The following is a 14,941-nucleotide window of genomic DNA, read 5'->3' on the forward strand; positions in this document are numbered from 1 at the left end:
TCGACTCCTTCAAATGTATAAGATTTATTATAGCATTAAAACCGTAACTTAATTACTTATATTAATTATAAAATATTTACTGATATATTTAAATAGGACTAACAGTATATTTAAAAGCAACTAGAAAACAAATGATTACAAATATTGAAAATATACCTTTAGCATAATTCTTCTCTCTAAATGCACCAAATGATACCAGACCTTGTTGAATAGCCACTGTAATTACTAAAAGTGTCATTATTATATTAAGCTGAACTAACTTAAACAGATAAAGTAAAGAAAATATTACTAAAAGAATACATAATACAATACTAGATTTATTAATAATAGCAGTAATCTTATCTTCTTTTTTATGTTGTTTATTAGATTCTTTTAACTTCTCTTTATTTAAAGTTTCAACCTTTTTATTATACCTTGCCCTTGTTTTATCTTTATATTTTGTGTTTTTATTCTTATTACCCATTTATTTACTCACCTTTGATATCAATTTTAAAATTGAGTCCTTTCATAATTTAAATATTATATATTTAAGATACCATATATTCTCACAAAAAGGTAACTTACTAACCATCTATTTTTAATTTTCGCATAAAAAAGCTATCCCTGTATTAGAAATAATTCTGTATTGAGATAGCATATTTAACTATTTATTTTCTCCAACATTTTCTACATCATCGAACTTACTATCAACCAAGACTATATCAACTCTTCTGTTTTTTGATTTGCCATCTGGAGATGAATTATCAGCTATTGGTCTGAATTCACCATATCCTACAGCAGACAACTTATCTGGTGCAATACCTGCACTATCAATAAGAAGTTGGACAACATTGGTTGCTCTCATGACTGATAAATCCCAATTAGATTTAAATTCAGAATTTTTTATAGATAGGTTATCTGTGTGACCTTCTACTCTTATATAACTATTCATTTCATTTAACATCTTACCTATTTGAATAATCTTATCTCTAGAATCATTTATTATAACAGCTTTTCCAGTATCAAATAAGATAGTATCTTTAAGGCTTATTACTAGTCCTCTATCTTGAGCTTTTAATGATACCGAATTTGCCAATCCACTTTCATTTAAATAATTTTGAATATTTTCAGCAACTTCTTTAAACTCAGGATTTTGTAAACTATCTAGATTATTATTGTTTGGGTCAACTACTGGTTCTATTTTACTTTGTCCACCTTCAATAACTCCAGAAGAACCACCAAATGCAGAACTTAAAGATTGAGATAATTGTTTATATTTCTCTGCATCGACATTACTCATAGAATACATTATGACAAAGAAAATCATAAGTAATGTTATGAGGTCGGAATAAGTTAAAAGCCATCGCTCATTATTTTCTTCTTTTTCGTCTTCATCATGTAACATAAATATTCCATCCTTTTATATTATTCAACTCTACCATCAGCTTCTCCAAGTTCAATTAATTCTTTTGAATTTAAAAATATCTTTAATTTTTCTGTCATTAAATTAGAATTATCGCCCTCAAGTATAGATAGTATCGCTTCTATCACTAAAAGTCTTTCATTAGTTTCTTGTTGATTTATAGCTTTAAGCTTTGATGCTATTGGTAACCAAATTAAATTGGCGGAACCAACACCATATAAAGTAGCTAAAAACGCTACAGATATCTGAGGTCCAAGTGCATCTGGATTACTCGAAAGGTTTCCTAAAATATGTACTAATCCCATAACTGTACCTATGATTCCCAGTGTAGGTGCATACCCTCCTGCTGAATCGAATATTGCTATTCCTTCTTTATGTCTTTTTGATGTTATCTGTATCTGAGATTCTAATATGTTTCTTATTGTAGCTGCATCAACGCCGTCTACCATAAGCTCAAGACCTTTTCTAATAAATGGGTCCAATTCATCATTTTCGCTTATTTCTTTATCAATACTAAGAAGACCTTCTTTTCTAGCTTTGATTGCAATTTCTTTAAAATAAACTATGTTTTCTATATTATTAGGCTTTTTATTTTTAAAGGCTAACAACATTATCTTTATGGATTTTTTGAACACAGGAAATGGTGTTGAAGCACCAACAGCCCCTATAGTTCCACCAAAAACAACAAGTGCCGATGAGAATACAAATAATGCTCCAATGTGTCCCCCATCAATAACGAAAGCAACCACTAAAGATGCTATTCCCACTATAAAGAAAATTAAAGTTGTCATATATTCCCTCCTTTCTTTAATCATGTCTGCTAGGTTGTTTTTATTAATAGACATTACAAAAAAGACTATCTTCAACAAGAATAGCCTTTGATAATTGGCGGAGAAGGAGGGATTCGAACCCTCGCACCGGTTACCCAGCCTAATCCCTTAGCAGGGGATCCTCTTGAGCCACTTGAGTACTTCTCCGTATTTCTATGCAATTAAATTATATAATAAAATTATATTTTAGTCAATTAATTTATGAAATTTAAGGTATTTTAAGTCATTAAATATCTATTTTCACTTTTTTACTTAAATGTAAGTTTGAAATATGGTAAAATTATCTTGCATAACGCTTATAATATTATTTAATAAATCTACACACATTAACATATAGACATAAATCCTTAATTCATCATAAGTTATGCTTAAAACTAAAATAATATTAATCCAAGGAGGATTTTCCATGTTACCACAGGAAAGATATGAGAAAATTTTAAGTATTCTCGAATCAGATAATATAATTAAAATAAATGACATAGTCCAAATGTTTGATATATCAATAGAAACAGCTCGAAGAGACTTAGCACATATGGAAAGTATTGGACTTTTAAAAAGAGTTTATGGTGGTGCTATACCAGTTATAGCAAGTAGCGTAGAACTTAACTATGTTAAAAGAAAAAAGATAAATTCAAATGATAAAAAACAAATTGCTCTTAAATGTAGTGAACTTATAAACACAAATGACACTATTTTCATGGATACTGGAACTACTGTCCTTGAAGTTGCAAAAAATTTAAAAGACAAAAAAAACTTAACTGTAATAACTAACTCAATTTTGGTTGCAAATGAACTTATGAATACTAATATAAAAGTATATGTACTTGGTGGATATCTTAGAGAAACTGAAGGTTCTTTTTCTGGACCACTTACATTAGCAGCAATTGAACAATTTAATGTTGATAAGGCAATTTTAGGTGCTGGAGGTATTACACTTGAAAATGGTATTTCTGACTATCATTTAGAAGAATCACTTGTTCGAAAAAAAATGATTGAAAGGTCTAGAAAGTCGATAGTAGTTGTTGAGCCACCTAAGTTTGGAATAAATTCATTTGCTTCAGTTGCTCCTATAGAACATATAGATACTATTATTACATCTGCTAGTATAGACCACGATATAATTATAGAATTTTCTCAAAAAGGAATACCTTTAGTCATCGCTGATAATTAGTTTGTATTATTGATTTTTAATTCCTTATAAAATATCATTGATTAAAGTTAAGGAGCCAAATAATTATTTATTTAGCTCCATTTATACCTAAACTATACTGTGCCTTTGCTATGTCACTATGTCTTTTTTCATTTTACTACTTTGCTCTTCTTCTGCTGTTAAATCTTTTGTCATTACCATAGCAAGTGCAATCGCCAATACTCCACCAACTAACTTTCCAATTACAACAGGTGTAATCATCTCTGGAACTACTCCTGCTGTAAATCCTAGATGATCACCTAGTGCTGCTGTTGCACAGACTAACCATGCGGTATTTACTACTTTTCCTTTTGGGCTCATGTCTTTCATCATTTTATACACTGGAATACTATTAGCTAAAGTGAAAACTAATCCTGCTGCACTTGTTGCATCCATACCTAATTTTCCACCTACTGCTGTAAGTGGCTTATTTAAAACTTTAACTAATAAATGTAGTATAGGAAAAGTACCCAACAATACTATTGCAATACTTCCAATTACTTGAATACCTTCTCTTATAGGTGTCATTCCTTTTATAAGTACTATACCTGTTATTTCTTGAAATGCTGCTGCACCTAATCCTATCGTTATCAATATAGATATAATTTTTCCAAAAACTAAAGACCCCTTTATCATAAGTGTTGAATTTACTTTCAAACCTATTGCTAATAGTACTGCTAATATTATTACTGGCACCATATTTATAATCACCATTGATAAATTAAATCCTGCTATCACTCCTCCTACAATCCCTCCAAAAGGTATTGTTATTAATCCTATTAATAACCCTTTTGCAAAAAATGGTCTGTCTTCATATTCTATAAGACCTAGTCCTACTGGGATTGAAAATACAAGTGTACATCCAAGCATTGACGATACAACTAATCCTGCAAGCATCCCTGCTTCTTTATTGTGTGCAAGTTCCATCGCTAATGGATACCCTCCCATATCATTTGCTAATATAGTTGCAAACATAGATGGGTCTGCTCCACATAAATTGAATATCGGTATTATTACAGGGCCTAATACATTTGAGATAACTGGAGCTAGACATACTATACCAACCATCCCTAAAGCTAGTGGGCCCATTGAATTAAAGCCTTCTTCAAATTGTTCACCAAGCCCAAATTTATTTCCAATTATCCTATCTAATGCTCCTAAAAGCACCCCTACAGCCATTATATATAATATAACTTTATCAAAGGGCATATTTAATTCCTCCTATACATGTAAATACTATGTTGTACTTTAATTAGCACACATCTTTCTGGTATCGTTTTCCCAATTCATAGCTCTTTTTACTGCTTGATTCCATCCAAGCAAAATTTCTTCTCTTTTTTGTTTGGTCATATTTGGAGTGTATTTTTTGCTTATTGTAAACTCATTTCTAATTTCATCAATACTATTCCAAACACCACAGGAAAGACCTGCCATATATCCTACTCCAAGCACTGTTGTCTCAGGATTTTCTGCAATTTCAATTGGTATATCTAATATATCGGATTGAAACTGCATTGTAAAATTATTTTTTGTAATTCCGCCATCCACTCTTAGCATTTTTATATCTTTTCCTGAAGCTAAATTCATAGAGTCAACGACATCTTTAACCTGAAGTGCAACAGATTCAAGAGTAGCTCTTACTATATGTTCTTTTTTAGTACTTCCTGTTATACCAACCATTGTACCTCTTGCATATTGGTCCCAATAAGGCGCTGCAATCCCTGCAAATGCTGGAACAAAATATACACCACCAGTACTTGGTATTGAGTTAGCCATATCATCAGTTTCTGAGTAATTTTTTATAACTCCAATTCCATCTCTAAGCCACTGTATTGCAGCACCTGCTATATAGACTCCACCATCATAAGCATATGTAATTTTGTCTCCTATTTTCCAGGCAACAGTTGTTAATATACCATTCCCCGCTATATTCAGCTCTTCACCTATATTCATATATAAGAAACATCCTGTTCCATAAGTATTTTTAACCATACCTGGCTCAAAGCATCCATTTCCAAATAGAGCTGCTGGCTGGTCAACCATTGAAGCAGTAATTTTTATTGATACACCACAAAATGCCTCTTTATCTGTAGTCCCAAAATCACCGCTTGTAGGCATTATATCTGCTAAAATACTTCTAGGAACTCCTATAATATCAAGTAATTCTCTATCCCAATCCATATCTCTTATATTAAAAAGCATGGTTCTTGCTGCTGTAGAAACATCAGTTAAAAAAGACTTTCCTCCTGTCATTTTCCAAATTAACCAGCTATCTAATGTTCCTGCGAGAACTTCTCCATTTTTGATTTTTTCTTTTACACCTTTTACATTATGTATTATCCACTTAATTTTTGTCCCTGAAAAATAAGGGTCTATGATTAGTCCTGTTTTATCTATTATCTTATTTTCCAATCCTGGTATGTTCTTTAAATTTTCAACATAATCATAGGTTCTTCTGCACTGCCATACTATTGCATTGTATAGTGGCATACCTGTATTTTTATCCCATAGCATTACTGTTTCACCTTGATTATCTATACCTATTCCCTTTATATCACTTTCGTCTATTCCACTTTTAAAAGCTTGTTGTAGTACATTATTACTTACAGTTTTTGTGTTATTCCAAATTTCTATAGGGTCATGTTCGACGTATCCAGATTGTGGATAGATTTGAGTATGTTCCATATAATCACTAAAAACAAACTCTGATTTTTCATTTATTAATACTGCTCTTGTTCCTGTTGTTCCTTGATCAATTGCTAATACATATTTCACTTTAAACGTCCCCCTTTATTTTCAGAATTAATAGACTTTTTATTATTTTTTGAATATAAAATCTATTTAACTTATTTATATTCTATATCATTTTGGGGATTTATACAATATTTATTACAATATTTTTTGTATTTTTTACTTTTTTTGATTGTTAAAGTATTTTAATTAAAATATTATTGCAATATTATTAATTATATTCTATAATCTAGTTAAATTAACACATAAACTTTTAATATCCGCACATAAACAGTCATTCTAAAATTTAAATTAAACTTTAAGGGGGATTTGCAATGAAAAAAACATATCTATTTAGTCCTGGGCCAGTAATGGTTACAGATAGGGTTAGAAATTCACTTCTTCACTATGATATATGTCATAGAGGAAATGAATTCATGAATTTATTTAAAGATACACAGCAAAAAATCAGTAAATTATATAATGCAACTTATGATTATTATTCTCTAGTTGTATCTGGCTCTGGAACATCTGTAAATGAATGTGTATTATCTTCTATATTTGACAAAGAAGATGCTGCTTTATTAGTTAGTAATGGTGTATTTGGAGAAAGGCTAGAAGAAATATTATCTGCTTATAGTGTTAAAACCTACAAGCCAGACTTTAAATGGGCTGAATATCCAGACTTAGATATTTTAGAAAAGTACTTACTTGAAAATCCTGACATAAAAGTAATTGCTATGGTATTTCATGAGACTAGTTCAGGAATGATAAATCCTGTGCCTGAATTAGGAAAACTTGCAAAAAAATATAACAAAATATTTTTTGTTGATGCAATAAGTGCATCTGCTGGTGAATACATTGATGTTGATGAGTTTAATATAGATATAATAACAGGTGTTGGTGGTAAAGCCCTTGGAGCATTTCCAGGCTCTGCATACCTTTGTGCTAAAGAAAGCGTTTTACAAAATATTAAAAAAAGTCAATGTAAAAATGTGTATCTTAGCCTTTACAAACATTATAAGCTTGCAAAATCATCTTCTCAAACACCAAATACACCTAATGTCACTTTAATATTTGCCCTTAATGAAGCTTTAACTGAATTTTTAGAAGATGACAGTAAGATAGAAAGATATAAAGAATGTTCTGCTATTTTAAGAAATGGTATGGAAGAACTAGGTCTAACATTTTTACTTCCAGATAAGTATATGTCTAATACTGTTACGTCTGTATTTCTTCCTAAAGAAATCGATATGAATAGATTTATATTAGAACTAGAAGAAGAAAATGGTTATGTGGTATATCCAGGAAAAGGTAAATTTCTAGATGATAATATGTTCCAAGTTGCAAATATGGGAGAAATTTATCCAGACGATTGTTATAAATTCCTTGATATTTTAAAATCAAAACTAGAAATTAAAAAGGCTATATAAATATCTAAAGACCATAAACAAAAAAACTATATAAATATCTAAAGTTAAACTAGATTATAGCCTGTAAATAACAGCTATCTATAAATAGTCACTCTATATAAACATATTCAAAAATATACTTGAACATTAAATATAGGCAAATGTTGTTTTATATTTTTTTATAAGGGTGAACTCTAATATGTAAAGTTCACCCCTATATTAAAAATTTATTTTGATACAATTCTTTTTATATTTAACTCTTTTTATACTTGATTCTTTTATATTTTTGATACAATTCGGCTATTTAAATGCACAGATTATTATAAGTTTAAAATCTATACATAACACTATATACTTTTAAATTTAGTTCTTTTTTATTAAATACTTTAAATATTACTTTTCAAGCTCATCAAAGTAATTATATACAATGACTTCACCTGTTTCTTTATCTGTTGTCTTTATAATCCCTTTAGCTCCATTTACCTCTTCTTTTGTGAATTCATCATCTAGTACAACTTTAAATTTATCTTCCTTTCCATATCCCTGTTGAAACTCAGCCCTTAAAACTACATTTTTTTCAGCTTTTGGTTTTAATTCGAATTCAATTCCTGATTTCATTTCATCAAAATAATTTAAAACTACAACTTCATTATTCATTTTATTAGTTGTCTTTATAATCCCTTTAGCTCCATTTACTTCTTCTTTTGTAAATTCATCATCTAATACGACTTTGAATTCATCTTCCTTTCCATACTCTTCTTGAAATTCTTTTTTCATTTCACTGTACTTAATCTCAAATTCTTCACTCCTGTTTAATTCCATAGCTGATACATTTATCAATGACGTCCCAATAGCTATTATTGTCAATGCCATGACCATACCAGTTTTTAATTTTTTTAACTTCATATTTTACCTCCTAAATTAAATGTTCTTAGTGAAATTATATAAATAAAAATCTAATTTTTACAGTTTCATTCTTGTAACTAAAATTACTATTATGTAACCAAACTTTTTAATTTAACTCTTCCTTAAAACCTGCCTTTTTAGGGAATAGTTGAATTAAAAAAATAAAATTTTTAATTACTCTAATATTGTATTTATTGAACTTAATAAACTTTGTTTTTAATAAAATAAAATTTATCATATATCTCAAACCTACTTATTTACTAAAAATACTACATTCAAAAAACTAATCTCACTATGTATTTCATTGATAGTTTACTTATTTTTGACTTATAAAATCATATAATCAATATCCAAATAAATTAGTTGAAAATTCAAAAAATACATACCCCTATTTAGTGTATATTTTTATATATTAAAAAAAAGTTTTAAATAAAGTTATATTTTTTACAACAGTTTTGTAATTAAAAACATGTTGAAGCTAAAATTAAATGTACTATATACTATAAATATGTCGACAAAATAAATTTATAAAGGAGAAAAACAGGTGAGAAAAAATTTACTAATAGCAATATTGTCAATTGTTTTAGTGTTATCAAGCATGCTTACAATCTTTGCATATTCAACTATTAAAGATAATAACAGATTAGTATACTCAAACATGATAGATAAAAAGACACAAAATCAAGTAAAAAATGTATTAGAAGAAAATAGAGTAGATAAGAAAGATATTGATATTTTTATTAAATCAGTTAGGAGCTACAACAAACTTCAAATTAAAATACTTCAAGACAATGTAAATATATCTAAATCTGGATATAGTTCAATTAACACAAAGCAGGTTCCATATAATTTAGATAAATTACAAGATAACTGGATGGAAAAGTTTCCTAACTATATGGATGTAAATTGCAGAATAACAGCTTTTAGACTTTTTAAAGATTTCATAAACTCAAAAGAGAAGTTTACTGGAGATTCTATCGATTTAAGTATTGATTTAGATACTATAATGAATAATAGAGATGCAAAATTTAGCTCAAAGGATGTAGAAAAATTTATTAACTTTTTTTCTGCAATACCAACTCAAGACACAGATGATATAAATAAAAATGCAGAACAAATAAAAAAAGAATGGAAAAAAAGAAAAATATCTTTTAAAGATAATAAAAATATGTCTATTATAAGTGGATTTCTTCGTTATCCAGAAACTAAAAATGTATTTATAGGTCATACAGGTATATGTATCAAGACTGATAAAGATATTTTATTTATGGAAAAATATGGTTCTACATCCCCTTACCAAGTTACTAAGTTCAAAAGTAAAAAAGATGTGAAAAATTATATGTTCAATAGATTAAAGATGTCAGAAGGAGATGTAGAATTACTAGACCCAATAATAATGGAAAATGATAAACTTATGCAGTAATATTTCTAAACATTAAAATTATCTTTATGATTGTTAAGATAAGTAAAAGTAGGCTAATATCAACGAAAAAATATTAATTGTGAAACTCTAATACTGAACAAATCTATAGATATTTTCTAATTTAACAAAAAGACTGTAAGTAGATTTATTTTACATAAATCTACTTACAGTCTTTTAAATAAATACTTTGAAAATATAAATTATCATAACTTTAAGATTATAATATATACATCTTTAGCCTATATCATAATTATTTATTTCTTCTGCACAGTGAGAATCTGAGCCCAAAACCAATGGAATATCATATTTTTTTGCTAATTCTAATAAGTATCCATCTACATAAGGCTCTTTACAGTATTTTTTTCTGTTTCCAGAAACATTGTAGTCAAGTTCATATCCTTTTTCTTTAACTAACTTTATTAATTCTTCAAGAACTTTATTTCCTTCATAATCATATGGAAATACTTGATTAAACTTTCTAACTAAATTTAAATGACCTATTCTCTTTGGTTTATATGTACCTAAGTCTGCATTTACAGCTTTTATTAATGCTTCATAATATTTATTATAAACAGCTTCAATGCTTCCAAGCTTATCAATCAGATTTTGAAACGCTTCTACACTATAGTCTACACAACAATAATCACCATCAATTTTAATTATATGTACTGATAATAGAGAATCCTCTAATTCATCACCATATTTATCTAAATTGTTTTTTATGCCTTCTTCATAACCTTCAAGAAAATCTACTTCCGCTCCTACATTTATCTTAATTTTCCCCTCATATTTTTGCTTAAAATTTTTAACATCATTAAGGTAATTTGATAAATTTTCAAGATTCATGCAACTATCATTTTCGGGTGCAGGGTCTTTAAATCCCTCTGGATATGGAAAATGCTCTGTAAATGTCATTTCTGTTAGACCAACATCAATTGCCCTTTGTATATATTTTTCAAAATCATCCTTACTTCCATGAGGACAATAAGGTGAATGTATATGACCATCTTTCATAACTAATGCTCTCCTTTTATTAAATTGAACTACTCCTCCTTAACTGCCTTCAGTAACTTTTAAAGGCGAAGATATATTAAATAACTTAGTCTATAATAAATTTCCTCATTAAAGTATAGTACATACTCATTAGAAATTTCAATAATTAAATATCAATAAAACATAAAAAATCGCCTATATCAAAATATATAAGCGATTTTAACAATCATATTTACATATGTTTTTTAGCCTCTAATAACATTTTATTTGCTTCTTCCATACACTCTATAGCTTTTTCAATACTCTTTGCAGTTTCTTCTTTTCCAATAGCTCTTGCCTTTTCTACCCACTCTCTAAATCCTTCTTCATGAGTCTCATTGTGATTTATCCAATGTACTAAAAGTATTTTTAAAGTTTTCTCATCTTTAGACTCTGATGATTCTTCATGATTATGTTCGTGGTCGTGGTCATGAGCATGGTCGTGTGGATGTTCGTGACATATATCTCCATGAGTATGTTCATGGCAATGGTCGTCATGGTCATGGTGCCCATGGTGGTATCTTACAATCTCTTTATCAAACATCATTAGTTATTCCCCCTGTTATTTTATATTAAATTCTTTTTTTATAACATTAACAGAATCTTTTACAAGTAGTGCTAATGGTTTACCTTCTAATCCAACTAACTCTATATTTTCTGGCATAATAGGTAAAAGTATCTTAAGTGCCTCACTATCTGCAATAGCTTCACTTATATTACAAGTGACTTCCCCCATCATAGAATTAGGTATTATTACAGAAATAGGTGCAACTATTATATTGGCTTTTCTAGCTGATACTACTATAGCATTTTCCCCTGTAGCTCCTTTATTAGCGTGAGCCTTCATCATAGAACTAGTTGCTATAGAATTAGTTCCTAGTGCATAAATTTCTACATATGTAGGTAATTCTTCTCTCAAAGAAGAAACTATCTGGGCTCCTATACCTCCACCCATTCCATCTATCACTGCTATTATCATATGAAATTCCCCTATTAATTAATTTTCTTGTATTATTATCTTATGGTCCATCAATCTTATTTCTTTGATTATTCCATCTATTATTTTTTGTTCTCCTAATAAATCAGTTAAATAAATCTTTCCATCACAAGGGTCTATATTAACCACATTTTCCATAACCTTTTCTAATTCATTGTTATTTTTACAAATGAAAGCTGATGATTCACACATATAAATCTCCTCCTAATATGATTTTTATTAAAAATCAAAAAAAGACTTCCTCAGGTATTTCAATACACCAAAGAAACCTTCATGATTTCAATTTTCGTATATTATTATACCTTAAGTATATCACTTTAATTTGCCTAAAGTCAATTAAAGTTAACGCTTTTTATTATACTCTTCATCCTTGTATTTTTTATATAATTCTTCAGCTAATTGCTTTTCATAATCAGTCAATTCTTCTTCTACAAACTCAACATTAAATTGACTAGCCAGTCCTTTTATTAGATTAGCTTGTAGAGTATCTATGTCTATTTTTTTACCAATTTCATTCTCTATTCCACTGGCCTTTTTAGCTGTAAATTTCATTGCTCTTTCCTTTAGTTCTGGTGTTTTAGTCTTTATTAATTTAAACAATTTTTCTACATCAAAATCCATTATTATTGAACCATGCTGTAACAAAACACCATCTTTTCTACTTTGAGCACTTCCAATAACCTTTTTATTATTAATAGTAACTTCATATGATGCATGTGCATTAAAGCATGCAGCTGATAAATTTTCTCTACCTATTCTCTCTCCACTATTTAAGTTATCTGTTTCTATACCACTTAAATTCAATCCTCTAACTAAACCTTCACTTATATATCTATAAGATAGATTTATACTTTTATCAATTAAAGGATTATCTTCTCCTATAATTATACTATAAGTTAGCTCATTATCATGTAATACAGCTCTTCCTCCTGTGATTCTTCTGACATAGTCTATATTCATGCACTTACACTTATCCAAAGCTACCTCATCTTCAAGTTTTTGAAAATATCCTACACTCAAGCAAGCTGGCTTCCAAGTGTAAAATCTAAGTGTTGGCTTCACACAGCCTTTTTTATATGCAGTGAATATAGCTTCATCAATTGCCATATTCATTGCACCATCATATGATTTATTATGTATAACTCTCCACTGATTCATGATTATTACGCCCCAATCTTTAGTATAAATATATTCAAGAAATCATTTACAGATTTAGTTCTCTTATAGACAAATCTATCTCATCTTGATTTAAAGGTCTTGAATAATTATATATAGTACTTCCTGGTCTTTCATTATAATACGGTCTATTACAATCCTTACAGCCTCTTATTTCAAAAGGGTAACCCCTGTTTATATCTGATACAATATCATCATCGAGTTTTATATTCTCTAAGTATCCATTTTTAAATTCAAAGCATTCTTGTGAATAACCTTTATTTACCATATAGGACATTAGCTGTACCCTTCTGTAACTTTCTATATTTGGTTGACTTATTTTTTCCATTTTAGTTCCTCTAACTGGAGTAAATGCAAATAAACTAATAGTTATATTGTTCTTCTTTAAATAAGTATATAGGTTGTATATGTCTTCATGACTTTCTCCCATACCAACAATTATATGTGTGCTGATTTTATTAGGATATAACTTTGACATTTTTGTTATAAAATTCAATTTTTCATCATAATTATATCCTTTTATTTTTTCATATAATTCCTTATTTGCTACATCTATCGCTATTCCTATTTTATCTACTCCAGCAGAAAAAAACTTATTTATTTCTTCATTACTTTCTAACTTTGCAGACAATGAAATAGGCATATCTATTTTACCATTTATATAATTTATAAAATCTAAGACGGATTTATGTGCCTCTTCACTTGCCATTGATTGTATACATATTCTCTTTATATTCTTTCCCTTATATGCTCTCAAAGCATCCAGTATTTCCTCTTTAGAATACTCTGGCCAAACTACTCTTGATAATTTATCTTTTCTAGTACTGCTTTCTATTGATTGAGAACAAAAACTACATTTGTTTATACATTTTTCCCCAATCATTATATATGCTGTAGTAGGAGGTATATCGCTTTTTTTATTTAATATTCCAAGTTCTATTGCTGTCCCTGATGATAATCTAATCATAAAACGCAACACTCCTTACATTCAGTTATTGTCATATTCATATCTATAGCCTTGTTCTTAGCAGATTTTGATGGCAGAACTATTTTATTAACTCCACACATTATAGCTAATTGGTCTAACTCTTTTCTATATACGCCTCTAGGTCTCATACAACCTAAGTTAATCTCTGTATTTGGTAAACTAATTCTCGCTTCACATAAAACATCTGCTACTTCTTCCAACTTAGGAGGTTCTACATTTTCATATTCAGTACCTTTCGTGGGAATAAGAACTATAAATGTCAGTTTATTAGGAGGATTTTTTTGTAAGTATTCTATAATCTCATACTCACCTTTTACTTTTCCTCCTTTTAAACCAATACATATATGTGGTGCTACTTCTGTATTTTCTCTTATTGTATTGTAAGTTTTAATATAATCTTCTTTGCTTTTATCCATTTTATAAACTTCTTTTATAGTTTCTTTATCAAATACCAAGTCGAAAGAAACTATATCTAAATACTTACATAATTCTATAATACTCTCTTTATCCATAAGCCCTAAATGAGCATTTAATCTGTAGCCTTGTTCCTTTAATTCTTTAATGGTCTGTATATGGGTATTTATTGGGACATCACCTTCATAACTACAACCACCACTTAATAAAAAACTAGTTATATTTCTTGATTTAACTTTTTCTTCATAATCCTCAATTGGTATCATATTTTCTAAATAGTGACCATTACAATGAGCACATTTAAGACTACACTTATTACTTGTCGTACTAAGAGCTAGTGTCTGATTAGGATAAGCAAACTCTATCTCATTTTCGAAATTACTTAATTTAATGTCAAACGCAGTTCTCATTTTTTCAGACAAATCCTTATACATAATTTAAT

16 protein-coding genes and 1 tRNA gene are annotated in these 14,941 nt (G+C 28.8%); 3 read left to right on the forward strand and 14 right to left on the reverse strand.

Annotated features, from left to right (window positions below):
* Positions 1–88 precede the first annotated feature (88 nt).
* The 4 genes from KGF52_RS02550 to KGF52_RS02565 all read right to left on the reverse strand — a co-directional run bounded on the left by KGF52_RS02550 (position 89) and on the right by KGF52_RS02565 (position 2,379).
* Positions 89–463, reverse strand: a complete 375-nt coding sequence (locus tag KGF52_RS02550; protein WP_227839044.1) for a hypothetical protein — start codon at positions 461–463, stop codon at positions 89–91.
* Between the two features lie 180 nt (positions 464–643).
* Complete coding sequence (locus KGF52_RS02555; RefSeq protein ID WP_227839045.1) at positions 644–1,384, reverse strand: flagellar motor protein MotB; 741 nt, start codon at positions 1,382–1,384, stop codon at positions 644–646.
* A gap of 20 nt (positions 1,385–1,404) precedes the next feature.
* On the reverse strand, positions 1,405–2,193 hold the full coding sequence (locus KGF52_RS02560) for a flagellar motor protein (protein ID WP_227829489.1): 789 nt from the start codon (positions 2,191–2,193) through the stop codon (positions 1,405–1,407).
* A gap of 95 nt (positions 2,194–2,288) precedes the next feature.
* A tRNA-Ser gene (locus KGF52_RS02565) sits at positions 2,289–2,379 on the reverse strand.
* Positions 2,380–2,638: 259 nt separating this feature from the next.
* Here KGF52_RS02565 and KGF52_RS02570 point away from each other — a divergent pair.
* Positions 2,639–3,403 (forward strand): DeoR/GlpR family DNA-binding transcription regulator, encoded by a 765-nt coding sequence (locus tag KGF52_RS02570; protein ID WP_227829488.1) that lies wholly within the window; start codon positions 2,639–2,641, stop codon positions 3,401–3,403.
* A 108-nt stretch (positions 3,404–3,511) separates the two neighbouring features.
* Here the strand turns inward: KGF52_RS02570 and KGF52_RS02575 are convergent, their stop codons facing one another.
* Complete coding sequence (locus tag KGF52_RS02575) at positions 3,512–4,630, reverse strand: ethanolamine utilization protein EutH (protein WP_227829487.1); 1,119 nt, start codon at positions 4,628–4,630, stop codon at positions 3,512–3,514.
* A 39-nt stretch (positions 4,631–4,669) separates the two neighbouring features.
* Entirely contained in the window at positions 4,670–6,196 is a 1,527-nt protein-coding gene (gene glpK, locus KGF52_RS02580; RefSeq protein ID WP_227839046.1) for a glycerol kinase GlpK, read from the reverse strand.
* Positions 6,197–6,486: 290 nt separating this feature from the next.
* On the opposite strand from glpK, the gene KGF52_RS02585 reads away from it, so the two are divergent.
* Positions 6,487–7,584: an aminotransferase class V-fold PLP-dependent enzyme gene (locus KGF52_RS02585; protein WP_227839047.1), complete on the forward strand. Its 1,098-nt coding sequence runs from the start codon at positions 6,487–6,489 to the stop codon at positions 7,582–7,584.
* 372 nt (positions 7,585–7,956) lie between these two features.
* Here KGF52_RS02585 and KGF52_RS02590 read toward each other — a convergent pair whose 3' ends face one another.
* Positions 7,957–8,469, reverse strand: coding sequence for a hypothetical protein (locus KGF52_RS02590; protein WP_227839048.1), 513 nt, complete (start codon positions 8,467–8,469; stop codon positions 7,957–7,959).
* A gap of 544 nt (positions 8,470–9,013) precedes the next feature.
* Here KGF52_RS02590 and KGF52_RS02595 point away from each other — a divergent pair.
* Positions 9,014–9,892: a DUF4300 family protein gene (locus KGF52_RS02595; protein WP_227839049.1), complete on the forward strand. Its 879-nt coding sequence runs from the start codon at positions 9,014–9,016 to the stop codon at positions 9,890–9,892.
* Positions 9,893–10,126: 234 nt separating this feature from the next.
* On the opposite strand, the gene hisJ is transcribed toward KGF52_RS02595, so the two are convergent.
* The 7 genes from hisJ to KGF52_RS02630 form a co-directional block, all read right to left on the reverse strand.
* A complete protein-coding gene (gene hisJ / locus KGF52_RS02600) occupies positions 10,127–10,906 on the reverse strand; it encodes a histidinol-phosphatase HisJ (RefSeq protein WP_227839050.1) in 780 nt (259 codons plus the stop codon).
* Positions 10,907–11,117: 211 nt separating this feature from the next.
* Positions 11,118–11,471, reverse strand: coding sequence for a zinc transporter (locus tag KGF52_RS02605; RefSeq protein ID WP_227839051.1), 354 nt, complete (start codon positions 11,469–11,471; stop codon positions 11,118–11,120).
* Positions 11,472–11,486: 15 nt separating this feature from the next.
* The gene (locus tag KGF52_RS02610; RefSeq protein ID WP_227433437.1) at positions 11,487–11,903 is read right to left on the reverse strand and encodes a DUF3842 family protein; all 417 of its coding nucleotides are present in this window, start codon (positions 11,901–11,903) and stop codon (positions 11,487–11,489) included.
* A gap of 18 nt (positions 11,904–11,921) precedes the next feature.
* Positions 11,922–12,113, reverse strand: coding sequence for a CooT family nickel-binding protein (locus tag KGF52_RS02615; protein WP_227433438.1), 192 nt, complete (start codon positions 12,111–12,113; stop codon positions 11,922–11,924).
* Positions 12,114–12,263: 150 nt separating this feature from the next.
* On the reverse strand, positions 12,264–13,079 hold the full coding sequence (locus KGF52_RS02620; protein ID WP_227839052.1) for a lipoate--protein ligase family protein: 816 nt from the start codon (positions 13,077–13,079) through the stop codon (positions 12,264–12,266).
* A 46-nt stretch (positions 13,080–13,125) separates the two neighbouring features.
* Positions 13,126–14,064: a radical SAM protein gene (locus KGF52_RS02625; protein WP_227839053.1), complete on the reverse strand. Its 939-nt coding sequence runs from the start codon at positions 14,062–14,064 to the stop codon at positions 13,126–13,128.
* The gene (locus tag KGF52_RS02630; protein WP_227839054.1) at positions 14,061–14,933 is read right to left on the reverse strand and encodes a radical SAM protein; all 873 of its coding nucleotides are present in this window, start codon (positions 14,931–14,933) and stop codon (positions 14,061–14,063) included. The genes KGF52_RS02625 and KGF52_RS02630 overlap by 4 nt, the downstream gene beginning before the upstream one ends.
* Between the last annotated feature and the right edge of the window lie 8 nt (positions 14,934–14,941).

The organism is Clostridioides sp. ZZV15-6597 (genome assembly GCF_020657815.1).
Lineage (GTDB): Bacteria > Bacillota > Clostridia > Peptostreptococcales > Peptostreptococcaceae > Clostridioides.